Genomic DNA, 23,781 nt, shown 5'->3' with positions numbered 1-23,781 from the left:
GCGAAAGACTGGGAGCGATCCATCGCCTCATCAACAGCTTGGGCCCTCATCGCCTCAATCCGCATGCTCACACGCAGAACCGCAAGGTATTGTCAGAATTGAGAAACTTCCGAATCCGGCTCTAAGGTCGCTTTGATCCTTGGCAAATATCTGGGCGACGTCATTGACGGCATCTTCCTGAGCCTTGCAGGCGTTGGCCTGCGCCCATGTCGGGACTGGAAGTGAAAGTGCAAGTGAAGAAATGATGTGTAGTACTCGCATGAGTCTTCTCCCACCTATTATGGCAGAAAAGGCTGATCCTTTATTTATATACTAACAATGGGAGTTTGAACCGATTTCATCGGATCCACGAGCTATTGATCTTCATATTCCAGAATGGATCAATCTATCTTTTGCGCGTCAATTCGCGCATCGCCGCGTCGATACCCTGAATCGTCAGCGGATACATGCGATCGTTCATCAACTCACGGATCATCTTCGTCGACTGGCTATAGCCCCAATGGGCTTCGGCCGCCGGGTTGAGCCACACGCAGGCGGGATAGGTGTGGGTGACGCGATGAAGCCATACCGCGCCGGCTTCCGGGTTCATATGTTCGACAGATCCGCCGGGCTGGGCGATCTCATAAGGGCTCATCGCCGCGTCGCCGACGAAGATGACCTTATAATCATGGCCATATTTGTGGAGGATATCCCAAGTCGAAATCCGCTCGGCAAAGCGGCGGCGATTATCTTTCCACACGCCTTCGTAGAGGCAGTTATGAAAATAGAAAAATTCCATATTCTTGAATTCACCCGTGGCGGCGGAGAAAAGCTCCTCGCACAGCGTCACGAACGGGTCCATCGATCCGCCGACGTCCAGAAAGAGCAGCAGCTTGACCGCATTATGCCGTTCGGGCCGCATCCGAATGTCGAGCCAGCCCTGCCGCGCGGTGCCGCGGATGGTTTCATCCAAATCCAGTTCGTCCGCCGCGCCTTCCCGCGCGAAGCGGCGCAAGCGGCGTAGCGCGACCTTGATATTGCGGGTGCCCAATTGCTTGGCGTTGTCGAGATTGGCGAAGTCCCGCTTTTCCCACACCTTAATCGCGCGCTTGTGCCGGGATTCGCCGCCGATCCGCACGCCTTCCGGGTTGTAGCCGCCATTGCCGAAGGGGGAGGTGCCGCCAGTGCCGATCCACTTGCTGCCGCCCTGGTGCCGGCCCTGCTGTTCGTCCAGCCGCTCTTTCAACGTCTTCATGATCTCGTCCCAGTCGCCCAGGGATTTGATCTTTTCCATTTCCTCAGGACTGAGGAATTTCTCGGCGACCAGGCGTAGCCAATCTTCGGGTATATCCGCCTCGACCCCGTCCTGGCCCAGCACGCCCTTGAAGACCTTGGCGAACACCTGGTCGAACCGGTCGAGCAGCCCTTCGTCCTTCACATAAGTGGCGCGGGCGAGATAATAGAAATCCTCCGGCCGCCGCGCGATGACGTCGCGTTCGAGCGCTTCGAGCAGCAGCAGATGCTCCTTGATGCTGGCTTGGATGCCGGCGGCGCGGAGCGCGTCTAGAAAATTGAGCAGCATGGATCGCTTGTCGTCCACCGCGCGCAGCGATGCAAGCCGCCGTCGCTGCAAAGTTGTTCGAATATTAAGTGTTGCAGCGCATGGTTAATCCGTCACTATCCACGGCACAAAGATGAGCAGGGGCGCGCTTGGAAAACAGGGACTTGTTGGCTGATCTTGGAGAAAGGTCGGGCGACATCGCATTGCAGTGCAGCGAGACGGCCGGATATTTGAGCGAGTTGAACCGCCGTATCCAGGGCGATTCGGCGCATCTGGCGAAATTGCAGGCCAATATGGAAACGCTGGCCGCGAGCCAGAATGAGAGCGTCGCCGCGGCGCAGGAATTGAGCCTGACCGCCCGACGCGCCGGCCGGATCATCGCCGATGGGCATGACGTGATCGGCCTGTCACTGGGCGAGGTGGCGGCGTTGGTGGAGCATGTCACCGGGCTGGAGGGGCATTTGCGCCAATTCCTTACCGTGATCGAGGCGGCGGGCGATATTTCGGAAGAACTGGGCGCGATCGCGCGCCAGACCCGGATGCTGGGGGTTAACGCCGCGATCGAGGCGGCGCGCGGAGGCGCGGCGACTCAGGGCTTCGCCGTGGTCGCGGACGAGATCAGGCGGCTGGCGGGGCAGGCGGGCGAGTCAGCGGCGTCGGCCGGCGACAAACTGACCCAGTTGGACCGGGATGCGCGCCACCTGATCGGCGGGGTCGAGGCCAATATCGTGCGCGGCCGGGGGGCGGGCGCGCATATCGACCGACTGCGCCTGGGCATGGCGGAGATCGCTTCGCTGGTCACCCAGTTTGGCGAGCGGTCGGGCGCTATCGTCGCCTGCACCGACGCGGCCGATGGCGACGTCAATGCGCTGCGCCATGGGCTGGCGGCGTTCAGCCGGTCGGCCAGCGACAGCGCGGCGCGGGTCGACAGCGCACGCGAGCAACTCGAAGGGCTGGAGGGTATGGCCAACGCCATGCTCAACACCGCCGCGCATGGGCCGCAGAAGACACGCAACAGCCGCTATATCGCTTTGGCGGAGGATGGCGCGGAAGAGGTCGGCGCGTTGATCGAACAGGCGTTGCAAAAGGGGGAGATCAGCCCGTCGCAGCTGTTCGACACCGATTACCGCGCGATCGAAGGATCGGCGCCCACCCAATATCTCAACGGCTTCACCAATTTCGCGGACGGGATGTTGCGGCCGGTGCTGGATCGCCGCACCAGCGAGGACAACGCGATCGTGGGCTGCTGCCTGCTCGACATGAACGGCTATCTGCCTACCCATATTAGCGCGCGCTGCCAGCCGCAGCGGCCAGGCGCCCCTGACTGGAACATGGAAAATGCCCGCAACCGGCAGATTTTCATGGATAGCCAGACCCGTCGCGCCTTGCAGGAGGAGGGCGACTTCTTCCTCTACACCTATCGGCAGGATCTGGGCGAAGGCCGCTACCGCGCGCTGCGCAGCGTGTTCGTGCCGCTGATGTTCAGCGGGCGGCGCTGGGGACTATATGAGGTGGGCTATCTGATCTGAGGGTTTCGCGCCGCCGTTGTGGATGCGCGACACCAGCACGAAGGAGATGATGATGAGCATATACCAACTGCCCAGCTTGGCGACGCTGACCATCTGCCAGCCATGGCGCTGGTCGGGATAGGTCCAGGCGTTGGCGAAAGTGCCGATATTTTCCGCAAACCAGATGAACAGGGCGACGAGGAAGAAGCCAAAAAGTAGCGGCATCCGCCGCGGCGCGCGCCAGGGCGTAAAGATGATCCAGGTGCGGCCAAATAGCAGGACGGCGGCTGCAAACAGGGCGAGCCGGATATCGGGCAGCCAATGATGGGCGAAGAAATTGACGTAGATGGCGCCAGCCAACAACATCGTTGCCCAGACCGGGGGATAATGGAGGAAGCGGAAATCGAAAATGCGCCAGATACGGGCGATATAGCTGCCCACCGCCGCATACATGAATCCTGAAAAGAGCGGTACCGGACCGACATGAAGCAGGCTGGCCTCCGGATAGATCCACGAACCGGCATGAGTCTTGAACAATTCCATGATCGTGCCAATCAGGTGGAAGGCGAAGATGACCTTCGCCTCGTCCCAGCTTTCGAGCCGGAAGCCCAGCATCGCGGCCTGAATGAAGAGCGCCGCCAACGTCAGGAAATCATAGCGATGGAGGTATGCGCCGGACGGGTAGAAAAGGTGCGTAGCCAGCAGGAGCGCCAGCATCAAGCCGCCGAACAGGCACGCCCAGCCCTGCTTGAAGCCGAAAAGAAGAAATTCGAACGCCCATGCCGCTGGACCGGGCGATATGCTGATCGCTTCCAGACGGCCGCGGATACGGGCGAAGCGGGTCGCGTCTGTCGGCTGATTCATCCCGGCATGTTAAAGCCGCATTTTGACAAGATCGAAAGCGCCTTCAGCGCCCCTTCTGCGCCAGGCGGCTGACCGTCACCTCGCCATTGGCGGCGTAGGTGGCGACGGCTTGCGCCTCGGCGGTCTGGGTGTCCTTGCCGTCGATGATGGCGGCGATCTGATGCGGGCTGGGCACCCTGTCATAGACGCCATAAATATCGGTCTGGCCCACCATGTGAATCGATAGCTTGTAGCCTGCGCCGTTGGCGGCGGGATCGAAGGCCAGCACGGTGCCGCTATCATCGACGGGCACGATGATCGCGCTATCGCTGCGCCCGGCCTGCTGGAGCATGTCGTAGCGGCCGTCGGCAGTGGCGGCCGTGCCGCGGATGCAGAGCGCATCCTTGCCATCGCGCGGGATGCGGACATCCCGCGGCGCGGCTTCCTCGGTTGGCTTGGGCGGAGTCAGCCGGGCGTCGGCGGTCGGCGCGGCGGGACAGGCGGAGAAGCTGGCGGGGGCGGTGGCGTGCAAGCTGGCGGGGTCATCGACCGTCAGGTTGGCCAGCATGCCGTCTAGACCGGCCAGCACTTCGCCGCGACGCTCGGTCGGGCCGGTCACGCGGATCTTGACGATCCAGCGCCCGGCATGGACGAACCCGGCGGCCGTGGTCAGCGCGCCGTCGGCTGCATCGTCATAGACCGCGCGGATCGCGCCGTCCGCCCGGCCGGCGACGGGCGCGCTGGCATAGGCGGTGCGGCGGGTCTTCGCGCCGAACCGCTCCATCACCGCCTTGTCAGTCATATAAGCGGCCAGCGAGGCGTCGGCATAGGTTGGCAGATAGACGTAAAGGGTCGCCTGGATGGCGCCATCCTCCGACAGATATTGCGCATAATTGTCGACCGCGCGGCCGCCATTGGACGCTTCGCCGCTCTTGCTGAGCGAGAGGCCGGCGACGGTATGGGGCAGGGCGATGCCGGCGGAGGCGGCGCGGATGGCGCTTTCGGTCGGGGTCCAGGCTTCGGCGTCGGCGGCATGGGCGATAGTCGGAATGGAAAGGCACAACGCTGTCGCGGAGACTATAGCGGCTATGAGTCCTTTGGTGCGCTTCGGCATTGTCATCACTCTCCAGGTCGATACCGTCTTTGCGCGGCATTGAACTATGAAGGAGAGGCTACAGACTAAACCGGGGGGCGCAAGCGTCTATTTTGCGCGCGTGGCGCTCTGGGCCTGTTTCAGGGCACAGGCGGGATTTGCGCAGGATAATGGGGCAGGTCGGGATCATGATGCGCCCAGCCAGGGGCGGCATCGGTCCAGATCACCGCCTGCGGCCCGATCAGCGAAGGATCGTCGAGCGCGCCGGCGCGGATGAAGGTAAGATGCGGGCGCGATTCGGCCAGGCTGAACAGTGGCGTACCGCAGGTGGGACAGAAGCCGCGCTTCATCGCGTTGCCGCTGTCGGCGACGCTGTCATGCCAGCGGACGTCGCCACTGGTCGTCATCTTGTCCGATGGGAAGCCGACGTTCACGGTCGCCGATCCGCCGCCCAGATATTGGCACAGGCGGCACCAGCACATGCGCGCGGCGATTGGTTCGGCGTCGATGATGATGCGGACGGCGCCGCAGAGGCATCCGGCGGTGTGGGACATAGATATTCCTTAGCACAACGGAGGTTGGCGGTGATCCTGCGTTACCGCCCCTGTCGGCGCGCCATGAAGGCGAGGCGTTCGAACATCATGACGTCCTGCTCATTTTTGAGCAGCGCGCCGTGGAGCGGCGGGATCGCCTTGGTCGGATCGCTGTTCTGGAGAACGTCTAGCGGCATATCCTCGTTCAGCAGCAGCTTGAGCCAGTCGAGCAGTTCGGAGGTCGAGGGCTTCTTCTTGAGGCCCGGCACCTCGCGGATATCGTAGAAGATATCCATCGCCTTGCTGACCAATATCTTCTGGATGCCGGGGAAATGGACGTCGACGATTTGCGCCAGCGTGTCGCGGTCCGGAAATTTGATATAATGGAAAAAACAACGGCGCAGGAAAGCGTCGGGCAGCTCCTTCTCGTTGTTCGACGTAATGATGACGACCGGGCGATCGGCCGCGGCGATCGTCTCGCCCGTCTCATAGACGTGGAAGGCCATGCGATCGAGTTCCTGCAACAGATCGTTGGGAAATTCGATGTCGGCCTTGTCGATCTCGTCGATCAGCAGCACGGGCAGCTTGGGCGAGGTGAAGGCCTCCCACAATTTGCCCTTTCGGATGTAGTTGGCGATGTCGTGGACGCGCGCGTCGCCCAACTGGCCGTCGCGCAGGCGGGCGACGGCGTCATATTCATAGAGGCCCTGATGCGCCTTGGTCGTGGACTTGACGTTCCATTCGATCAACGGCGCGTCCAGCGCCTTGGCGATCTCCTGGGCCAGGACGGTCTTGCCGGTGCCTGGCTCCCCTTTGACCAACAAGGGGCGACGTAGCAGCACGGCGGCGTTGACCGCGACCTTCAGGTCGTCGGTGGCGACATAATCCTGCGTGCCTTCAAAGCGCATATTGCTATTCCATTCGGTTGCCGATGACAACCGGACTAGGCAAAGCGATGGGCAGGCGCAATCGTAAAAGGGGAAATTAGGCCTGTCGGGCGCGCACGTCGGCGCGGGCGGCAAGCAGATCCCACAGACCGCGATGCTGGTTCAGCAACTGGCGCGCGCCGAACTGGATCGCCCGGTCGATGCCATCGTCGCCGCCGATCGCGCGGGCGACATCCAGCGTCGCGTTACGATCGGGCATGGCATAGGGATGGGGCTCCAGGCCTGCGCGCAGGGCCGCCATGTCGAGGACCTGGCGCACCGCGCGCCAATCGAGCACCAAAGCCATTGCAGCGCCCATGGCGCAACCGCGGCGGTCGGACTGGGCCAGCATGTCGAGCGCATGGCGCTGCTGGCTGACGGCGGTTTCACAATCGGCCTGACCTGCCGTGCTGGGCGCGGGACCGGTGGCGACCGTGACCTGGGTGAGATAGGCGCGCTCGCGAGCGAAGGCGTCTGCCGTCTCGATCAGCCATTGGCGTGCGGCATTGTCGGCCGAACGGGTCGCGGCATGATCGATCACGCCGGGATGACGGCCGTGGAGCATGCAGAGATAATAGGTCGCGTCGGCCAGGTCGGACAGCGAGAGCAGCGCGTCGCGCGCTACACCGGTGCCGGCGCGATTGGCATAGGCATGAGCGGCCGTTCCATCGGCGGCGACCAGCGCCTCCAAAATTCGCGCTATGTCGCCAAATTGATAGCGCGGTGCCGCTTCGCTCATGCCCAAATCCCTATTACGCCCGCATCGGCAGGCTGCGATCCCAAGGCATAGTAGGCCGGAGTAAACGTCCGGTTTACGGAATCAGAAAGGGCGACTGTGAAAGCCGCCCTTTTCCGTCAACGATGGTTAATTACTATTTACCGATCAATTTAGTTTTTGTCGCCGAATCGTTTTTACGGAAAACCAGTTTCCACTTTTCCGAACGATGCTTTCGTTACTGATCGAGGAAAGACCGCATCTTGCGCGAGCGCGACGGATGCTTGAGCTTGCGCAGCGCCTTCGCTTCGATCTGACGAATACGTTCGCGGGTGACGCTGAACTGCTGGCCGACTTCCTCCAGCGTGTGGTCGGTGTTCATGCCGATGCCAAAGCGCATCCGGAGCACGCGCTCCTCACGCGGGGTGAGAGACGCCAGGACGCGGGTGACAGTTTCCTTCAGATTCGCCTGGATCGCGGCGTCCACCGGTATGATCGCATTCTTGTCCTCGATGAAGTCGCCCAGATGGCTGTCCTCCTCGTCGCCAATCGGCGTTTCGAGGGAGATCGGCTCCTTGGCGATCTTCATCACCTTGCGGACCTTTTCGAGCGGCATGGAGAGGCGCTCGGCCATCTCTTCCGGGGTAGGTTCGCGGCCTTGCTCGTGCAGGAACTGTCGGCTGGTGCGGACCAGCTTATTGATCGTTTCGATCATATGGACCGGGATACGGATGGTCCGCGCCTGATCCGCGATCGAACGGGTGATCGCCTGCCTGATCCACCAGGTGGCATAAGTGCTGAACTTGTAGCCGCGGCGATATTCGAACTTATCCACCGCCTTCATCAGGCCGATATTGCCTTCCTGAATAAGATCAAGAAATTGCAGGCCGCGGTTTGTATATTTTTTAGCGATAGAGATGACCAGGCGCAGGTTCGCCTCGACCATTTCCTTCTTGGCGATGCGCGCTTCGCGCTCGCCCTTCTGCACCATGTTGACGATGCGGCGAAACTCGCTGAGCGACATGCCGGTCGCCTGGGCGATTTCGCTCACCTCATTGCGGATGCGATCGACCGCCCGCCCTTCGGCGGCGGCGAAGGCGGCCCATTTCTTGTCGAGGCCCTGCACCTTGTCGAGCCAGGCGTCGTCGAGCTCATGATTCACATAGCGGTCGAGGAAATCCTTGCGGCTGACTTTATGGCGTTCGGCCAAGCGCAGCATCTGCCCGCCCAGCGCGGTCAGGCGCCGGTTATAGGCATAGAGCTGATCGACCAGATATTCGATCTTCTGCTGGTGGAACTGGACGCTTTCGACCTGCGCGGTGAGTTGCTCGCGCAAATCATGATAATCATCCTCGGCCTTCTGACTCAGCACTTCGCCCACCGCCATCGCGACCATGCGGGCTTCTTGTGCGGCGGAAAAGGCGCGGAAGATTTCGGTGATGGTCGCGAACTTTTCAAGCGCCATCGGCTTGAGCGTCTCTTCCATCTGGGCGAGGGAGAGGGTGTTGTCCTCTTCCTCTTCTTCCTCGACGCGGCGGGCGCGGGGGGCGCCGTCCTCATCCTCGTCGGCGTCGGCGGATTCCTCCTCCGGCTCTTCTTCTTCCTTGAAGCTAGGGCCAGCGGTCTTCTCGCTGATCTCGCCATCATCATCCTCGGCGCCTTCCTCCAGGCTTTCCGGGGCAGGGTCCTTGGACAGCATGGCGTCGAGATCGAGAATCTCGCGCAGCTGCATTTCGCCATTGTTGAGCGCGGTCGACCATTCGATGATCGCGTTGAAGGTCGTCGGGCTTTCGCACAGACCCAGAATCATCGTGTCGCGGCCCGCCTCGATCCGCTTGGCAATGGCGATTTCGCCCTCACGGCTGAGCAGTTCCACCGCGCCCATTTCGCGCAGATACATGCGAACGGGATCGTCGGTGCGATCGACCGTTTCCTTCTTCTTTTCGGTGATAAGCTTCGGGCCGCCATCATCATCGCCCGAATCATCTTCGGCGTCGTCGGCATCCTCACGCTCGCGCTGCTCGTCGCCGTCTTCGCTCGCTTCCTCATTTTCGACAATGTTGACGCCCATGTCGTTCAGCGCGGACATCACGTCCTCGATTTGCTCGGAGGACATCTGGTCCTGCGGCAAGGCGTTGTTCAACTCGTCATAGGTGATGTAGCCGCGCTTTTTCGCGCGCGCGATCAGCTTCTTGACCGAGGCTTCGTTGAGGTCGAGCAGGGGGGCGTCGCCGCCTTCATCCCCGCCATCGCCTGCACCCGCCGCACTCTTGCTGTTCGCCTTGGTCGCCATTTATTCGCCTTAACTCCGCCGCTCTCGCAAGAACGATCTCATCAAATAATGTCTTCGGACTGGCCGAGTTCCGCCAAGCGGAGAAGATGGTTGCGATGAGCAACCAGCGCATGATTTTGCGCCAGCAAATTCTCTTCGCTCACATCCGCCTTCACCCGCTCGGTCGCTACGGCCAAATTCCGCTCAAGCTCTGGTCCCTGTGTCATTACCCGAACGGCCTCCTCAAGATCGCGTGCGACGCGATCAGGATCGGTGGTCGTCCTGTCGGGAGTGAGTTTGAACGCATCGGCCCGGAGCATCCCCTTAGCCATATTATACAACTCACCTTGCCCCAATATGGTAAGGAGGGCCTGTGTTTCAACTGTTTCTTTGCGGAAGGACGTGCTGATCATCACGTCCAGCAATTGCGCCAGCAGCGAATCAGCGATTTGCAGCGCCGACAGCATCTCGCGATGGGGCAGAATCTGTTCGGGATGGCGCAGCAGACTGGCCAGGACGGCGCGTAGCAGTCGCTGTTCCAGGCCATTGGCGCCGATCGCGCGGACTTCAAAACCGGCCGCGGGAATCGGCGCTTTCCAGTTGCCGCGCTTGTCACGTTGCCAGCGGCCGCCATCCCCGCCGCCGCGCGCCTGCCTTTGCGCCGGGGTGTTATCGCGCCGGGCGAAGAAGCGCGCGTCATAGCGTTCGCGAAATTCATGGGCATAATGGGCGCGGACGTCGGGATGGGCGATCGCATCCGTTATGGCGCGTAGCCGCTGCTTGAGCGCGGCCTTCTGTTCGGGCGTGTCGAGCGGCATGGCGCTCAGTTCATGGCTCCATAGCCGTTCGATCAGCGGTTCGGCCGCCTTGAGCACCGCTTCCATCGCCTGCGGGCCGCTCTCGCGCAGCAGATCGTCGGGGTCTTTGCCCGGCGGCAGGGTGGCAAAGCAGAGGCTATGGCCGGGGCGCAGCAGCGGCAGGGCGCGGGTGGCGGCGCGGATCGCGGCCTTTTGTCCCGCCGAATCGCCGTCGAAGCAGAGGATCGGCACTTCGACCATTTTCCACAGCCGCTCGATCTGATGTTCGGTCAGCGCGGTGCCAAGCGGGGCGACGGCATCACCGAAGCCGGCCTGCGCCAGCGCGATCACGTCCATATAGCCTTCGACCACGATCACCCGTTCGGTCTGGCGGCTGGCGGGGGAGGCGCGGTCGATATTGTAGAGGGTGCGGCCTTTGTCGAACAGCGGCGTGTCGGGGGAATTCAGATATTTCGGCTCACCCGCGCCCAATATGCGGCCGCCAAAGGCGATGACGCGGCCACGAATGTCCCGGATGGGTAGCATCAGGCGCCCGCGGAAGCGATCATAGCGTTCGCGTTTCCTGGCGTTGCCCTGCTCCAGTGCTTCAGGATCGATCAGCAGTCCGGCCTCAACCAGCATCGGCTCGCCGAAATCCTTGAGCGCGCTCTTCAGACGGCCGCGCCCGTCAGGGGAGAAGCCGAAGCCGAAGGCCCGGCGTGTCGCATCGCTGATGCCGCGCTTTTGCAGATAGGCGCGGGCTTCACCGCCGTCGATGCCGCCCAGTTGCTCCTCGAAAAAGCCCTGCGCGGCGGCCATGGCGTCATGCAGGCCCTTGGCCTGTTCGGCGCGCTTGGCGGCGCGCGGATCGGGGGCGGGGACGTCCATGCCGGCGGCCTGCGCCAGTTCCTTGACCGCCTCCATGAAGGGCAGGCCGCGCTGGTCGGTCATCCAGCGGATCGCATCGCCATGCGCGCCGCAGCCGAAGCAATGATAGAAGCCCTTCTCGTCGTTGATCGTGAAGCTGGGCGTCTTCTCATTGTGGAAGGGGCAGCAAGCCTTGTATTCGCGGCCCGCTTTGGTGACCTTGATCGTGCGGCCGATCAGGGTGGACAGCGACGTGCGCATCCGCAGTTCGTCGAGGAAAGCGGGGGAAAGGCTCAATCTCTCCCCTCCCGCTTGCGGCAGGGGTCGGGGGAGGGCATGTTTGCAATCACCCGTTCGATTTCCTCAATCACGCCTTCGATATTGCCCAGAACATCATTGTTCCAGAAACGGATCATGCGAAAGCCCTGTGCTTCGATGTAGCGCGTCCGTTCCGCATCAACCTCATCATTATGCTGTCCGCCGTCGACTTCGATCACCAGGCCGATGGATCGCGCCACGAAATCGCAGATGAATTGGCCGATGGGAACCTGACGGTTGAAACGGATGCCGGAGATTTTTCGGGCACTGATGACGTGCCATAGGGCGCGTTCGACGCCCGTGGCATTATTACGCAGTGCGCGCGCTTTCGCGGTGGGGCGGGCGTAGCCTTTGTCCATTGATGTGGAACATGCCCTCCCCTAACCCCTCCCGCAAGCGGGAGGGGAACTATCAATGATAGCTTAGCCCAGCGCCGCCTTTACCATTCCACTCGCCTTGCTCATGTCGATCACACTGCCATGGCGTTCCTTCAGCACCGCCATCACCTTGCCCATGTCCTTCACGCTTGCCGCGCCGACCTCGGTCTTGATCCTCTCGATCGTCGCCTTCGTCTCGTCCTCGCTCAGTTGCGCAGGCAGGAAGCCTTCGATCACCTCCAGCTCCGCCTGTTCTTTGGCCGCCAGTTCGTCGCGGCCGCCGTTCCTGAACATCTCGATCGATTCGCGGCGCTGCTTGACCATCTTCTGCAACACTTCGACCACGATGGCGTCGTCGTCCGGCATGGTGGAGGCGGTGCGCAGTTCGATGTCGCGGTCCTTCAGCTTCGCCAGAATCAGGCGCACGGCCGCCAGCCTGTCCTTGTCGCCAGCCTTCATGGCGGTGACCTGGGCGCTCTTGATGGTATCGCGAATCATCGACGCATTAATCCTGTTGCTTGCGGAAAGGAGCAGATATAGCGCCAAAAGAGATTTTTAACAGACGTTGACCTTGCGGGCGTGGGGGCATAGGTGACCGGCCGTTTAACCCGCATCAGACGGGTTCCCGCAAAAGCATAAAGGACCGACCGCCATGGCTGACGCCAAAACCCTTACCGTGCCTAAAGGAGCGACAGGGGTCGTGGTTTTCGCCGATGGGTCCGCGGTGTTCGGGCGCGGCTTCGGCGCGATCGGCGAGGCTGTGGGCGAACTGTGCTTCAACACGTCGATCACCGGCTATCAGGAGATCATGACCGATCCGTCCTATGCCGGGCAGATCATCAATTTCACCTTTCCCCATATCGGTAACGTCGGCACCAACCTGGACGATGTCGAGGCGGACAATCCTTACGCGTTGGGCTGCATCGTGCGCGAGGACGTGACCGCGCCGAGCAATTTCCGCAATGTCATGGCCTTTGACCAGTGGATGGCGGACAATGGCCGTATTGGCCTCGCCGGTGTCGATACCCGCGCGCTGACCCGCCTGATCCGCGTCAAAGGCGCGCCCAATGTCGTGATCGCCCATGATCCCGACGGCCAGTTCGATATCGCCGCGCTGGCCGCCAAGGCGGCGGGCTGGCCGGGGCTGGAGGGCATGGATCTGGCCATCGAAGTCACGGGCAAGGAGACGCGCCTGTGGAAGGATGGCGGCTGGACGCTGGGCAAGGGCTATGATGTCGACGCCACCGATGCGCTGGAGACGGTCGCGGCGGGCTATCCCGCGGTGGGCGAGGATGGCGAGCCGTTGCTGTTCGCGGAACAGGATCTGCCGACTCCCGCGCCGCGTCCGCATGTTGTGGCGATCGATTATGGCGCGAAGAACAATATCTTCCGCAATCTGGTGAAGGCCGGCGCGCGCGTCACCGTGCTGCCCGCGACCGCGACGTTCGAGCAGGTGATGGACTTGCAGCCCGACGGCGTGTTCCTGTCCAACGGACCGGGCGATCCGGCGGCGACCGGCGCCTATGCCGTGCCGGTGATCGCCGCGCTGCTGACCGACAATGTGCCGATCTTCGGCATTTGCCTGGGCCATCAGTTGCTGGGTCTGGCCGTGGGCGCCAAGACGATCAAGATGCATCAGGGTCATCGCGGCGCGAACCATCCGGTCAAGCGGCTGGACGATGGCCTGGTTGAGATCACATCGATGAACCATGGCTTTGCCGTGGATGCCGCCACGCTGCCCGCCAATGTCCGCGCGACCCATGTGTCGCTGTTCGACGGCAGCAATTGCGGGATAGAACTGACCGACAGGAACGCTTTTTCGGTGCAGTACCATCCCGAAGCCTCGCCGGGACCGCAGGACAGCTTCTACCTGTTCAGGAAATTCGTGACGGGCCTCAAAGGGTCGGTTGCGGCATGAGCCTCAACCTCCCCCCCGTCGATGAAGCCCGCCTCGCCGCCGAGTGGGAGGCGGACAAGGACGTGCTCGCCAACCTCGCCGCCAATGGCGACGTAGCGCGGATCGCGCGGCCGGTGGATGTGTCCTTCCGCGGCAGCGAAAAGGATTTCGAACGGCTGCTCACCATCGCCAGCCAGTTCGGCTTTGTCGAACTCGACCGGGAAGAGGATGAGGAGGGCGACCTGTACCTGTTCCTGGAATGCGTGCAGCCCGTCGACGAGCAGTCGATCCGCGCGCTGACTCGCAAATGCCTCCAGATCGAAATCCTCTGCGGCGTCGAATATGACGGCTGGGGGTGCGAGGCGCAGACAGGGGCGGTGCATTGAGCCAACGCTTCGAATACATAGCAGCAGCTATACTAGATAGTGCGTGTGGGTTGTCAAACGGCCTGTCTTGTCCTCGGCAAGATATTCAAGTTTTCTTGTTTGAAAATTGGAATATTGAAGTTAGCGATGACGAAATTTCGAACGCGATACGCCTTCTGAACATGTGCGATTTATCATATATTGAAGATGATGAGTTTGCAGGAGCATTCATTACTATTGGCCGTAAGCGCTTTGAGAAATTTATTGACCGCGTCGAGGATGATAGGCGTCGCTATGACAATATCGTATCCTCCGCTCCAGATGAAAATATAGGAATCAACCGAGCAGAGTCTGGAACTTATCGATATTTGGAGCTGTATAATAAATATGCAGTCCTTAGAAAGTACCACGCATTTGGATCGGATTGGCTCCGTCAGGCACTGTCAAATTTGCGAGAATCATCCATTAACGAGCGATCTGATGATCTCGTAGTAAAAATTCAGGCGGACAGCCAAGAAATCGCTGAAATTCGGGACCGTGCATCGGAACTAAGGCGACGTATTCGAACTGGTAACGAACTTGGAGAAATTACTCCTGAGCAGGCTTCCGCTCTCTCGATAGAAATTGGCCAGTTAGAGCAAGCGCTATCAGGAGAATATGTCCGATCTGCCGAACTGGCGTCTAGAAGTAAAAAGACGCTCGGCTGGGTGTCAGAAAAGGCTGCGGGTACTTTCGTGGGCGAAGCCGCAAAATTACTTCTTAAATTAATTCTAAGTTTCTTGGGAATGCAATCATAATGCCCAAACGCACCGACATCTCCTCCATCCTCATCATCGGCGCTGGCCCGATCATCATCGGCCAGGCGTGCGAGTTCGATTATTCGGGCACGCAGGCGGTGAAGGCGCTCAAGGAAGAGGGCTATCGCATCATCCTGGTCAATTCCAACCCGGCCACGATCATGACCGACCCGGAATTTGCCGACGCAACCTATGTCGAGCCGATCACGCCGGACATCGTGGCGAAGATCATCGAGAAGGAGCGGCCGGACGCGGTGCTGCCGACCATGGGCGGGCAGACCGCGCTGAACACGGCGCTGGCGTTGTTCAATGACGGTACGCTGGAGAAGTACGGCGTGCAGATGATCGGCGCGGATGCCGAAGCGATCGACAAGGCGGAAGACCGGATCAAGTTCCGCGACGCGATGGACAAGATCGGGCTGGAATCAGCCCGCTCGCGCATTGCGCACACGATGGAAGAGGCGCTGGAAGGGCTGGAGTTTACAGGGCTTCCCTCGATCATCCGGCCGAGCTTCACCATGGGCGGCACCGGCGGCGGCATCGCCTATAATCGCGATGAGTTCATGACGATCGTGCGCGGCGGGCTGGATGCGTCGCCGACCACCGAGGTGCTGATCGAGGAGTCCCTTCTCGGTTGGAAGGAATATGAGATGGAGGTCGTGCGGGATCGCAACGACAATTGCATCATCATCTGTTCGATCGAAAATGTCGATCCGATGGGCGTCCATACCGGCGACAGCATCACCGTTGCCCCGGCGCTGACGCTGACCGACAAGGAATATCAGATCATGCGCAACGCATCGATCGCGGTATTGCGGGAAATCGGCGTCGAAACAGGCGGTTCCAACGTACAGTTCGCCGTCAATCCGAAGGACGGCCGTCTTGTCGTGATCGAGATGAATCCGCGCGTGTCGCGCTCGTCGGCGCTGGCGTCCAAGGCGACTGGATTCCCGATCGCCAAGGTCGCGGCCAAGCTGGCGGTGGGGTATACGCTGGACGAGATCACCAACGACATCACCGGCGCGACGCCTGCGTCGTTCGAACCGACCATCGACTATGTCGTGACGAAGATCCCCCGCTTCGCGTTCGAGAAGTTCAAGGGCGCCGAGCCGCTGCTGGGCACGGCGATGAAGTCCGTCGGCGAAGTCATGGCGATCGGCCGTAACATCCATGAGTCGATGCAGAAGGCGCTGCGCGGGCTGGAAACCGGCCTCAGCGGTTTCAACACGGTCGATCACCTGGTCGGCGCGCCCAAGGACGACATCGTCGCCGCGCTCGCCCAGCCGACGCCGGACCGGCTGCTGGTCGCCGCGCAGGCATTGCGCGAAGGGCTGAGCGTTCAGGAAATCCACAATATCGCCAAGTTCGATCCCTGGTTCCTGGAACGGATCAAGGAAATCGTGGACGCGGAAGGCGAAGTGCTGGCCAATGGCCTGCCGCGCGACGCGGACGGGATGCGGCACCTCAAAGCCATGGGCTTTTCTGACAAACGGCTCGCCTGGCTGGCGCTCAAGTCCGCCAATCTGGCGGGCAACGAGCGCGGCATCGCGCGCGGTTCGGGCCTGATCCATGAAGCCGTCAAGGCGATGACCGGCGGCGTGACCGAGGACGAAGTACGCAAGCTGCGCCACAAGCTGGGCGTGCGCCCGGTGTTCAAGCGCATCGACACCTGCGCCGCCGAGTTCGAGGCGAAGACGCCCTATATGTACTCGACCTATGAAGCGCCGATGTTCGGCGAGGCCGAGAATGAATCCGCGCCTACCGATCGCGAGAAGGTCGTGATCCTGGGCGGCGGGCCGAACCGGATCGGGCAGGGCATCGAGTTCGACTATTGCTGCGTCCATGCCTGCTTCGCGCTGAGCGAAGTCGGCTATGAAACCATCATGATAAACTGCAATCCTGAGACGGTTTCGACGGACTATGATACGTCTGACCGCCTCTATTTCGAGCCGCTGACGGCCGAGGATGTGCTGGAAATCCTGAACGTCGAAATGTCGAACGGGACACTGAAAGGCGTGATCGTGCAGTTTGGCGGCCAGACGCCGCTCAAGCTGGCGCAGGCGCTGGAGGATGCGGGCATCCCGATCCTGGGCACCAGCCCCGACGCGATCGACCTTGCCGAGGATCGCGAGCGTTTCGCGGCGCTGATCGACAAGCTCAAGCTGCGCCAGCCCGCCAACGGCATCGCGCGCAGCCGCGAGGAAGCGATCGCGGTCGCCAACCGCATCGGCTATCCCGTCCTGATGCGCCCGTCCTATGTGCTGGGCGGCCGGGCGATGGAGATTGTCGACGGACAGGCGCAGTTGGAGGAATATATCACCACCGCGGTCAAGGTGTCGGGCGACTCGCCGGTGCTGATCGACCAATATCTCCGCGACGCGATCGAGGTCGATGTCGATGCGCTGTGTGATGGGGACGATGTGGTCGTGGCCGGCGTGTTGCAGCATATCGAGGAGGCGGGCGTCCATTCGGGCGACAGCGCCTGCTCGCTGCCGCCATACAGCCTGTCGGACGGGATCATCGCAGAGATCGAGCGGCAGACCGAAGTGCTGGCCCATGCCCTGTCGGTGCGCGGCCTGATGAACATCCAGTTCGCGGTGAAGGACGGCATTGTCTATCTGATCGAGGTCAATCCGCGCGCCAGCCGGACCGTGCCCTTCGTCGCCAAGGCGATCGGTACCCCCATCGCTAAGATCGCCTCGCGCGTGATGGCCGGCGAGAAGATCAAGGATCTGCCGAAGATCGACCGCAACGCGATCAGCCATGTGGCGGTCAAGGAGGCGGTATTCCCCTTCGGCCGCTTCCCCGGCGTCGATCCGGTTCTCTCACCGGAAATGAAAAGCACCGGCGAAGTCATGGGAATTGATAGCAATTTTGCTACCGCTTTTGCCAAGGCGCAAATTGGGGCGGGCACCATGCTGCCGACCGAGGGCACGGTGTTCATCTCGCTCAAGGATAGCGACAAGCCGGTCATACTGCCCGCCGCGCGCAAGCTGGTGGACATGGGGTTCAGGCTGATCGCGACCGGCGGCACCGCCCAATATCTGGGAGAGCAGGGCATCGCCGTTCAGCGGGTCAACAAGGTCGCCGAAGGCCGCCCGCATATCGTGGACAAGATCAGCGATGGCGACGTGCAGCTCATTTTCAACACGACCGAAGGCTGGCAGTCGCTCAAAGACAGCAAGGCGATCCGCATCAGCGCGCTGCGCCACAAGGTGGCCAGCTTCACTACGGCCGCCGCCAGCGTCGCTGCGGCCGATGCGATCGAGGCTTTACGGGGTCATGCCCTTGAAGTGCGCTCGCTCCAGTCCTATTATCCCCTGTCGCAAGCCTGATCCCCTGCACAAGGAAGCATGCTGCGGGCGACCCGACGTTCGGGTCGCCAAAGGGAAGTTTTGACGAAGGATTTGCAAATGGCGACCGTCGAGAAGATGCCGATGCTGCAGATGGGCTATAACAAGCTCACCGCGCAGCTCCGCGAGTTGAAGGCCGAGCGGCCTTTGATCGTGGACGCCATCGAAGAAGCGCGCGCGCACGGTGATCTGTCCGAAAACGCCGAATATCACGCCGCCAAGGAGCGGCAGGGCCAGGTCGAGGCGACGATCAACGATCTGGAGGACAAGCTGTCCCGCGCCCAGGTGATTGACCCGACGACCCTGTCGGGCGACAAGATCGTGTTCGGCGCGACCGTGACGTTGCTGGATGAAGACGACAAGCCGGTGAAATACCAGATTGTCGGCCAGGCCGAAGCGGACGCCAAGCAGGGCATGATCAGTTATAACAGCCCGCTGGGCCGCGCGCTGATCGGCCGCACGGTGGGCGAGGACGTGGAAGTGTCCGTGCCGTCCGGGGACAAATTCTACCAAGTCGACAAGATCGATTTCATCTGACCGTGAAGCTGCCGGCTGGCCGACTGACCAATGGGATTGGGGCGATTACGGTCGCCGCCTTCCTGCTGCTCTATCTGACGGGGCAGGTCGATAACGCCGCGATCGTCGGCGGCTTCATTCCTGCGCGCCTGGGCGATCCTGCGCTGCTTGACGGCATGGCCGCGGCGCCCGCCTGGCTTACGCCGCTCAGTTGCACCTTCATCCATGCCGGCTGGCTGCATATCGGCTTCAACATGCTGATGCTGCTCTTCTGCGGGCGGCAGGTGGAGCATGTGCTAGGGTGGGCCGGGACGCTCGCCCTTTATGTCATCGGTGCCTATGGCGCCTGCCTGGCGCAATGGGCGATCGATCCGGGTTCCACGAACCCGATGGTCGGGGCCAGCGGCGCCATTTCCGCCATCATCGCGCCTTATGCGTTGCTCTACAGCCAGCAGCAGGTGCGCGCCATCGGACCGATATCGTCCAATCTGGTGCGTGTGCTGTGGCTGGCGGGCGCGTGGATCGCGGTGCAGTTGATGATTGGGCTGGCGAGCGGCGCGGGGATGAGCGAACTTGGCCAGATCGCGATCGCCGCGCATATCGGCGGCTTTCTGGTGGGGCTGGCGCTGACCCGGCCCCTCCTGCGCTGGCGCTTCAGAAAGAAGCCGCGCGCGCTGCATTAAGGTTAAAAAATCTGTCCGTTTGGGCTGAGCCTGTCGAAGTCCCTGCTCTTCCTTCTGAAAAGAAAAGCCCTTCGACAAGCTCAGAGCGAACGGAGGGCGATCAGGCGGCCGGAAGTTCCGGTTCCAACAGGCGGTGCAGATGCACGATGACATAGCGCATTTCCGCATCATCGACCGTGCGCTGCGCCGCGCTGCGCCAAGCCTTTTCTGCGGACGCATAGTCAGGGAACACACCGACGAGATCGACCTTGCTGAGGTCCTGAAATTCAAGGGTCTGCGGATTCGTCACGCGACCCCCCATCACCAGATGCATTTTGCTCATGGCGTTATCTATTCTCCTTATGCGTATCGCGATGCCTTAGCATCGTCACCGCGATACGCCAAGAAGAGCAGAGGCCGGATCGATTGCGTTCGCCGCAATCGTGATTAGCTTTTGGGCAATCGCGCCTTGATCGCGTCACTCAATGCATCGACTTTCGCCGCGACCAGCGTAGTCACCTCATCTGCCAGCCTTGAGGCTTTCGCCGACAGGTCGGCAGACGCGACGCTGTCGCGCGCATCGGCGGCGACATCGCCGGCGGCGTGGAGCGCGTGGGTCGCGCCCTGCTTCACCGTTTCGGCGCCCTCGGCAGCGGCGGCGCGTGCGACGGCTGCGGCCTCCAGGAAGCGCGAGCCGGCGGTCATGGCCAAGCCCGGCAGCGCCTTCATGGCGGCGCGGCTTTTGGGGAACATCCAGGCGACGACCGCGCCGACCGCGACGGCGCCGGCCACGGCGACGATCGGATGTTCCTGCACGATCTCATTGGCGCGGGTGGCGACGCGCTGGGTCTTGTCGCGCGCTTCGCCATAGGCTTCGCTCGCTTTATCGCGGCTGGTCTGGATCAGTTCGCCCGCGCTTTCGCGCGCCTTTTCGCCGGTGTCCTTGATCCGGTCGGTGGCGGTTGTGGCGGCGTCGTTCGCTGCTTCGCGAACGCGGGTCAGTTGAGCGCGGATATCAGCCATCGTCAGTCTCCGAATTGTCTACCTGGGTGTCTTGGAAGCGAACGTACAGCCGCTGGAAAAGTGCCGCCAGCGGACGCCGCGCCAGAAAGAGTCCGAAGGCGGTGGCTGCTGCGGCGATCGCAACGGGCCGCTGTTGCGCCTGAGCGGCGGCATTGGCCACGCCGTTCAACACGGAATTGCTGGCCTTGTCCTTCACATCCTGTTTGAGCCGGGCGGGCGCGACACGCGCCTTGGCTTCTTCCGCGGTGATGGACAGTCGTCCGCGCGCGGCGTCCGCACGCTGGCAGGCCTGGCGATAGCGGGCTTCCAGGTTCATGGCGCGATCGCCTTCTTCATCCGCGTGATACAGTTCTTGGCCGCGAGCAGCAGCAGCGCGACCAGGATCAATGCGCAGCCTACAACGATCAGCGTGGCCCAGATCGGCGCGATAACCTGCGCCAGAGCAATGGTCAGGCCCACCAGCAGGGCGACGATGCTGGCGAAGGCGAGCATGAGCCCCACGAAGCCGAAGATGGCGGCGTTGCGCACGCCAGTACCAATGATGCCCGCCCGCAATTTCTGCTTGTCTGCTTCAGCCGCGGCATAGGCGCGGGCGTCGACATAAAGGCGCGCGATGGTTTCGCGTACGCTTTCTTCGGGCGCGCCGTCGGGCTGCCCATCGGTGTGCGGCGTCACCGCCGTATCCGCTGGCTCGTCAATCAATTGGGCCTCCATCCCGCCGTGCAGGATCGTGCGTCGGTCAGGAAATACGCGGCTGTGTCAGGCCTTGTCGTCCGACCCCTTGGCCAGGCGCATCAGCACGAAGCCGACGACCGCCGCCGCGCCGATCGCGACCGCCGGGCTTTTGCGCACGAAATCGCGCGCTTCGCCCAGCAACTGGTCGACATCCTTGGCATCGAGCGTGTCGGCTGCGCCGGCGACAGATTCCGCAGCCTGGCGGGCGTAATCGCCATATTGCGGGCCGAGCTTGGAATCGACGGTGCCGGCCGTGTCAGCGATCAGCTTGGCCAGGCTTTGCATGGCGGTGCCGGTCTTCCCTTTGGCGACGCCGGCAGCCGACTTGGCGGTTTTGCCCGCCTGTTCCTTGATCGGGTCGATATGGGCTTTCCAATCAACTGCGTTCAGCGTGTCCGCTGCAGCCTTGGCGGCTTTTTCAGCCTGAGCCTTGATCGGGGCGATCTGCGCGGTCCAGCCATGGGTGGCGGCGCCATTGCCCGGCGTCTTGGCGGCAGGCGCCTTGCGCGTGGCGGCCTTCTTGACCGGCGCGGCCTTCACTGCGGGGGCAGAGGGAGTCGCGATAGCGGACTTGGCGGGCTTCGCCTTGACGGGCTTGACGGCTGCCGTCTTCTTCACGCGCTTGATGGGCGGGGTTCCCGGTGTGTCGGCCATGGTCCTCTAGTCTCCCTTTCAAATCGGCATCGCGGCCCAGAAAGGCCGTGGGGTCACCGAACAAATGCATCGCGGCGGCCTACAGTTCCGTTGCCGTTACATTTTCGACCATCGGCATTTTTTGCGCCTGCGCAAGCCCCTGCATTGCCATTGGCGGAGGCGCTGGCTAAGCGGATCGCACATTCCCGGCCACCGGCCGCCCGTTACGACGCTAAGTGCAGGAGCGATCATGACCGCCATTCTCGATATTCACGCCCGCCAGATTTTCGACAGCCGGGGCAATCCCACCGTCGAAGTCGATGTCATGCTGGAAGACGGCAGCTTCGGCCGCGCCGCCGTGCCTTCGGGCGCTTCCACCGGCGCTTATGAAGCGGTAGAAAAGCGCGACGGCGACATGAGCCAATATCTGGGCAAGGGCGTCCTTCAGGCTGTCGCCGCCGTCAATGACGAAATTGCCGGCGAACTGATCGGCCTGGACGCCGAAGACCAGGGCGAAGTCGATGCCGCGATGATCGCCCTGGACGGCACGGAAAACAAGTCGCGCCTCGGCGCCAACGCGATCCTGGGCGTGTCGCTCGCCGCCGCGAAGGCTGCGGCCGATGCGCGCGGTCTGCCGCTCTATCGCTATGTCGGTGGCGTGTCCTCACATGTGCTGCCGGTGCCGATGATGAATATCATCAATGGCGGCGAACATGCCGATAACCCGATCGATTTTCAGGAATTCATGATCATGCCGGTCGGCGCGGAAAGCATCGCCGACGCCGTGCGGATCGGATCCGAAATTTTCCATACGCTCAAGAAGGGCCTGCACGACAAGGGGCTGGCGACGTCGGTCGGCGACGAGGGCGGCTTTGCCCCCAACATCGCATCGACCCGCGACGCGCTCGACTTCATCATGCTGTCGGTCGAAAAGGCGGGTTACAAGCCGGGCGACGACGTCGTGCTGGCGCTTGATTGCGCCGCGACCGAATTCTTCAAGAGCGGCAAATATGAGATTTCGGGCGAAGGCCTGTCGCTCTCACCGGTCGAAATGGCCGATTATCTCGCCGCGCTGTGCGCCGACTATCCGATCAAGTCGATCGAGGACGGCATGAGCGAAGATGATTTCGAAGGTTGGAAGGCGCTGACCGACCTGATCGGGGACAAGGTGCAACTCGTCGGCGACGACCTGTTCGTCACCAATCCGGCGCGTCTGTCGATGGGCATCGGCAAGGGGCTGGCCAACTCACTGCTGGTCAAGGTCAACCAGATCGGTACGCTGACCGAGACATTGGCCGCCGTCGACATGGCGCACCGCGCCCGCTACACCGCGGTCATGTCGCACCGGTCTGGCGAAACCGAGGACGCGACCATCGCCGACCTCGCCGTCGCGACCAATTGCGGGCAGATCAAGACGGGTTCGCTGGCGCGTTCCGACCGGCTCGCCAAATATAACCAGCTCATCCGCATCGAGGAAGAACTGGGCGACATCGCCGTTTATGCCGGGCGTTCGATCTTCCGCTAAGCATCAGGAGACTCGGCTGGCCGCAAACGACGCATTTTTTGCTTGCGGCCAGCCTTTTCCTGTGATTCTTCTGGTCCATGGCGCATATCGCTAAACTTCGTCTCCTCCTCTGGTCGGCCATCGGCCCCGCGATCGCGCTGCTTCTGCTGCTGTTCTTCGCGGGCTATGTCGTGCTGGGCTCCAATGGCGTGCTCGCCTGGGGCGATTATTCGCGTCAATTGCATGAGGCGAAGGCTGAATTGAAGCATGTGCAGGAGGCGCGCGCCGAACTGCGCAACCGGGTCGATCTGCTCAATCCGCGCCGGGTCGATCCTGACCTGTCGGACGAACTGATCCGCCGTCAACTGGGCGTGATCCATCATGACGAAGTGGTCGTGCCGCTAAATTGAGCTGAGACATCATGCGCAGGCTTATGAAATGATTTTGCGCTAAAAATGCCGTCTCGGTAATTTTGCTGCAAGCCCTTCCAGAGCGCCCGCGCACCTA

The 23,781-nt window shown here is 61.9% G+C and carries 24 protein-coding genes and 1 pseudogene; 10 read left to right on the top strand and 15 right to left on the bottom strand.

Annotated features, from left to right (window positions below):
• Positions 1 to 102, top strand: a pseudogene (locus EWH12_RS08850) (IS5/IS1182 family transposase); the annotation flags it as partial.
• 283 nt (positions 103 to 385) lie between these two features.
• On the opposite strand, the gene EWH12_RS08845 reads toward EWH12_RS08850, so the two are convergent.
• Positions 386 to 1,561 carry a vWA domain-containing protein gene (locus EWH12_RS08845; RefSeq protein WP_066605447.1) on the bottom strand — a complete coding sequence of 392 codons (1,176 nt, stop codon included), beginning with the start codon at positions 1,559 to 1,561 and terminating at the stop codon, positions 386 to 388.
• Positions 1,562 to 1,704: 143 nt separating this feature from the next.
• On the opposite strand from EWH12_RS08845, the gene EWH12_RS08840 reads away from it, so the two are divergent.
• Complete coding sequence (locus EWH12_RS08840) at positions 1,705 to 3,069, top strand: methyl-accepting chemotaxis protein (protein WP_201785495.1); 1,365 nt, start codon at positions 1,705 to 1,707, stop codon at positions 3,067 to 3,069.
• Here the strand turns inward: EWH12_RS08840 and EWH12_RS08835 are convergent.
• The 9 genes from EWH12_RS08835 to EWH12_RS08795 form a co-directional block, all read right to left on the bottom strand.
• Positions 3,043 to 3,912 carry a DUF817 domain-containing protein gene (locus EWH12_RS08835; protein ID WP_129926347.1) on the bottom strand — a complete coding sequence of 290 codons (870 nt, stop codon included), beginning with the start codon at positions 3,910 to 3,912 and terminating at the stop codon, positions 3,043 to 3,045. The genes EWH12_RS08840 and EWH12_RS08835 overlap by 27 nt on opposite strands.
• A 43-nt stretch (positions 3,913 to 3,955) precedes the next feature.
• Positions 3,956 to 5,005: a hypothetical protein gene (locus EWH12_RS08830; protein ID WP_129926350.1), complete on the bottom strand. Its 1,050-nt coding sequence runs from the start codon at positions 5,003 to 5,005 to the stop codon at positions 3,956 to 3,958.
• Between the two features lie 119 nt (positions 5,006 to 5,124).
• Positions 5,125 to 5,538 carry a GFA family protein gene (locus tag EWH12_RS08825; protein WP_066603229.1) on the bottom strand — a complete coding sequence of 138 codons (414 nt, stop codon included), beginning with the start codon at positions 5,536 to 5,538 and terminating at the stop codon, positions 5,125 to 5,127.
• 41 nt (positions 5,539 to 5,579) lie between these two features.
• Complete coding sequence (locus EWH12_RS08820; protein ID WP_066605446.1) at positions 5,580 to 6,425, bottom strand: AAA family ATPase; 846 nt, start codon at positions 6,423 to 6,425, stop codon at positions 5,580 to 5,582.
• A gap of 76 nt (positions 6,426 to 6,501) precedes the next feature.
• On the bottom strand, positions 6,502 to 7,182 hold the full coding sequence (locus tag EWH12_RS08815; protein WP_066603227.1) for a DUF6975 family protein: 681 nt from the start codon (positions 7,180 to 7,182) through the stop codon (positions 6,502 to 6,504).
• Positions 7,183 to 7,396: 214 nt separating this feature from the next.
• Complete coding sequence (gene rpoD / locus EWH12_RS08810; protein ID WP_066603225.1) at positions 7,397 to 9,451, bottom strand: RNA polymerase sigma factor RpoD; 2,055 nt, start codon at positions 9,449 to 9,451, stop codon at positions 7,397 to 7,399.
• Between the two features lie 41 nt (positions 9,452 to 9,492).
• On the bottom strand, positions 9,493 to 11,391 hold the full coding sequence (gene dnaG, locus EWH12_RS08805; protein ID WP_066603223.1) for a DNA primase: 1,899 nt from the start codon (positions 11,389 to 11,391) through the stop codon (positions 9,493 to 9,495).
• Complete coding sequence (locus EWH12_RS08800) at positions 11,388 to 11,771, bottom strand: endonuclease domain-containing protein (protein WP_129926346.1); 384 nt, start codon at positions 11,769 to 11,771, stop codon at positions 11,388 to 11,390. The genes dnaG and EWH12_RS08800 overlap by 4 nt, the downstream gene beginning before the upstream one ends.
• A 63-nt stretch (positions 11,772 to 11,834) precedes the next feature.
• The gene (locus tag EWH12_RS08795; protein ID WP_129926345.1) at positions 11,835 to 12,287 is read right to left on the bottom strand and encodes a GatB/YqeY domain-containing protein; all 453 of its coding nucleotides are present in this window, start codon (positions 12,285 to 12,287) and stop codon (positions 11,835 to 11,837) included.
• Between the two features lie 154 nt (positions 12,288 to 12,441).
• Here EWH12_RS08795 and carA point away from each other — a divergent pair, with 154 nt between their 5' ends.
• The 6 genes from carA to EWH12_RS08765 all read left to right on the top strand — a co-directional run bounded on the left by carA (position 12,442) and on the right by EWH12_RS08765 (position 19,400).
• The gene (gene carA / locus EWH12_RS08790; RefSeq protein WP_129926344.1) at positions 12,442 to 13,707 is read left to right on the top strand and encodes a glutamine-hydrolyzing carbamoyl-phosphate synthase small subunit; all 1,266 of its coding nucleotides are present in this window, start codon (positions 12,442 to 12,444) and stop codon (positions 13,705 to 13,707) included.
• Positions 13,704 to 14,072 carry a ribonuclease E inhibitor RraB gene (locus EWH12_RS08785; protein ID WP_129926343.1) on the top strand — a complete coding sequence of 123 codons (369 nt, stop codon included), beginning with the start codon at positions 13,704 to 13,706 and terminating at the stop codon, positions 14,070 to 14,072. The genes carA and EWH12_RS08785 overlap by 4 nt, the downstream gene beginning before the upstream one ends.
• A complete protein-coding gene (locus EWH12_RS08780; RefSeq protein WP_129926342.1) occupies positions 14,069 to 14,848 on the top strand; it encodes a hypothetical protein in 780 nt (259 codons plus the stop codon). The genes EWH12_RS08785 and EWH12_RS08780 overlap by 4 nt, the downstream gene beginning before the upstream one ends.
• Positions 14,848 to 18,183 carry a carbamoyl-phosphate synthase large subunit gene (gene carB / locus EWH12_RS08775; RefSeq protein ID WP_129926341.1) on the top strand — a complete coding sequence of 1,112 codons (3,336 nt, stop codon included), beginning with the start codon at positions 14,848 to 14,850 and terminating at the stop codon, positions 18,181 to 18,183. The genes EWH12_RS08780 and carB overlap by 1 nt, the downstream gene beginning before the upstream one ends.
• A gap of 78 nt (positions 18,184 to 18,261) precedes the next feature.
• Positions 18,262 to 18,738, top strand: a complete 477-nt coding sequence (gene greA, locus EWH12_RS08770; RefSeq protein WP_066603207.1) for a transcription elongation factor GreA — start codon at positions 18,262 to 18,264, stop codon at positions 18,736 to 18,738.
• 2 nt (positions 18,739 to 18,740) lie between these two features.
• Complete coding sequence (locus EWH12_RS08765) at positions 18,741 to 19,400, top strand: rhomboid family intramembrane serine protease (protein WP_129926340.1); 660 nt, start codon at positions 18,741 to 18,743, stop codon at positions 19,398 to 19,400.
• 100 nt (positions 19,401 to 19,500) lie between these two features.
• On the opposite strand, the gene EWH12_RS08760 is transcribed toward EWH12_RS08765, so the two are convergent.
• The 5 genes from EWH12_RS08760 to EWH12_RS08740 all read right to left on the bottom strand — a co-directional run bounded on the left by EWH12_RS08760 (position 19,501) and on the right by EWH12_RS08740 (position 21,791).
• Positions 19,501 to 19,722 carry a DUF4170 domain-containing protein gene (locus EWH12_RS08760; protein ID WP_066603202.1) on the bottom strand — a complete coding sequence of 74 codons (222 nt, stop codon included), beginning with the start codon at positions 19,720 to 19,722 and terminating at the stop codon, positions 19,501 to 19,503.
• Between the two features lie 104 nt (positions 19,723 to 19,826).
• A complete protein-coding gene (locus EWH12_RS08755; protein WP_066603200.1) occupies positions 19,827 to 20,402 on the bottom strand; it encodes a DUF883 family protein in 576 nt (191 codons plus the stop codon).
• Complete coding sequence (locus tag EWH12_RS08750; protein ID WP_129926339.1) at positions 20,395 to 20,718, bottom strand: hypothetical protein; 324 nt, start codon at positions 20,716 to 20,718, stop codon at positions 20,395 to 20,397. Before EWH12_RS08750 ends, EWH12_RS08755 begins: the two co-directional genes overlap by 8 nt.
• Positions 20,715 to 21,104 (bottom strand): phage holin family protein, encoded by a 390-nt coding sequence (locus EWH12_RS08745; RefSeq protein ID WP_066605445.1) that lies wholly within the window; start codon positions 21,102 to 21,104, stop codon positions 20,715 to 20,717. Before EWH12_RS08745 ends, EWH12_RS08750 begins: the two co-directional genes overlap by 4 nt.
• A 57-nt stretch (positions 21,105 to 21,161) precedes the next feature.
• Positions 21,162 to 21,791, bottom strand: coding sequence for a hypothetical protein (locus EWH12_RS08740; protein ID WP_066603194.1), 630 nt, complete (start codon positions 21,789 to 21,791; stop codon positions 21,162 to 21,164).
• A gap of 229 nt (positions 21,792 to 22,020) precedes the next feature.
• Between EWH12_RS08740 and eno the strand changes: the two genes are divergently transcribed.
• On the top strand, positions 22,021 to 23,295 hold the full coding sequence (gene eno / locus EWH12_RS08735) for a phosphopyruvate hydratase (RefSeq protein WP_066603191.1): 1,275 nt from the start codon (positions 22,021 to 22,023) through the stop codon (positions 23,293 to 23,295).
• Positions 23,296 to 23,372: 77 nt separating this feature from the next.
• Entirely contained in the window at positions 23,373 to 23,684 is a 312-nt protein-coding gene (locus EWH12_RS08730; protein WP_066603187.1) for an FtsB family cell division protein, read from the top strand.
• Positions 23,685 to 23,781: the final 97 nt, after the last annotated feature.

It is taken from the genome of Sphingobium cupriresistens (assembly GCF_004152865.1).
In the GTDB taxonomy this organism is placed as follows: domain Bacteria; phylum Pseudomonadota; class Alphaproteobacteria; order Sphingomonadales; family Sphingomonadaceae; genus Sphingobium; species Sphingobium cupriresistens.
The sequence above is the reverse complement of the archived record's forward strand: the minus strand, read 5'-3'. Positions and strand labels throughout refer to the sequence as shown.

Excerpts from the sequence above, each read along its gene's own strand:
- EWH12_RS08845 (WP_066605447.1), bottom strand. The coding sequence starts at position 1,561 with ATGCTGCTCAATTTTCTAGACGCGCTCCGCGCCGCCGGCATCCAAGCC.
- EWH12_RS08835 (WP_129926347.1), bottom strand. The coding sequence starts at position 3,912 with ATGAATCAGCCGACAGACGCGACCCGCTTCGCCCGTATCCGCGGCCGT.
- EWH12_RS08830 (WP_129926350.1), bottom strand. The coding sequence starts at position 5,005 with ATGCCGAAGCGCACCAAAGGACTCATAGCCGCTATAGTCTCCGCGACA.
- EWH12_RS08825 (WP_066603229.1), bottom strand. The coding sequence starts at position 5,538 with ATGTCCCACACCGCCGGATGCCTCTGCGGCGCCGTCCGCATCATCATC.
- EWH12_RS08820 (WP_066605446.1), bottom strand. The coding sequence starts at position 6,425 with ATGCGCTTTGAAGGCACGCAGGATTATGTCGCCACCGACGACCTGAAG.
- EWH12_RS08815 (WP_066603227.1), bottom strand. The coding sequence starts at position 7,182 with ATGAGCGAAGCGGCACCGCGCTATCAATTTGGCGACATAGCGCGAATT.
- rpoD (WP_066603225.1), bottom strand. The coding sequence starts at position 9,451 with ATGGCGACCAAGGCGAACAGCAAGAGTGCGGCGGGTGCAGGCGATGGC.
- EWH12_RS08800 (WP_129926346.1), bottom strand. The coding sequence starts at position 11,771 with ATGGACAAAGGCTACGCCCGCCCCACCGCGAAAGCGCGCGCACTGCGT.
- EWH12_RS08795 (WP_129926345.1), bottom strand. The coding sequence starts at position 12,287 with ATGATTCGCGATACCATCAAGAGCGCCCAGGTCACCGCCATGAAGGCT.
- carA (WP_129926344.1), top strand. The coding sequence starts at position 12,442 with ATGGCTGACGCCAAAACCCTTACCGTGCCTAAAGGAGCGACAGGGGTC.
- EWH12_RS08785 (WP_129926343.1), top strand. The coding sequence starts at position 13,704 with ATGAGCCTCAACCTCCCCCCCGTCGATGAAGCCCGCCTCGCCGCCGAG.
- carB (WP_129926341.1), top strand. The coding sequence starts at position 14,848 with ATGCCCAAACGCACCGACATCTCCTCCATCCTCATCATCGGCGCTGGC.
- greA (WP_066603207.1), top strand. The coding sequence starts at position 18,262 with ATGGCGACCGTCGAGAAGATGCCGATGCTGCAGATGGGCTATAACAAG.
- EWH12_RS08760 (WP_066603202.1), bottom strand. The coding sequence starts at position 19,722 with ATGAGCAAAATGCATCTGGTGATGGGGGGTCGCGTGACGAATCCGCAG.
- EWH12_RS08755 (WP_066603200.1), bottom strand. The coding sequence starts at position 20,402 with ATGGCTGATATCCGCGCTCAACTGACCCGCGTTCGCGAAGCAGCGAAC.
- EWH12_RS08750 (WP_129926339.1), bottom strand. The coding sequence starts at position 20,718 with ATGAACCTGGAAGCCCGCTATCGCCAGGCCTGCCAGCGTGCGGACGCC.
- EWH12_RS08740 (WP_066603194.1), bottom strand. The coding sequence starts at position 21,791 with ATGGCCGACACACCGGGAACCCCGCCCATCAAGCGCGTGAAGAAGACG.
- eno (WP_066603191.1), top strand. The coding sequence starts at position 22,021 with ATGACCGCCATTCTCGATATTCACGCCCGCCAGATTTTCGACAGCCGG.
- EWH12_RS08730 (WP_066603187.1), top strand. The coding sequence starts at position 23,373 with ATGGCGCATATCGCTAAACTTCGTCTCCTCCTCTGGTCGGCCATCGGC.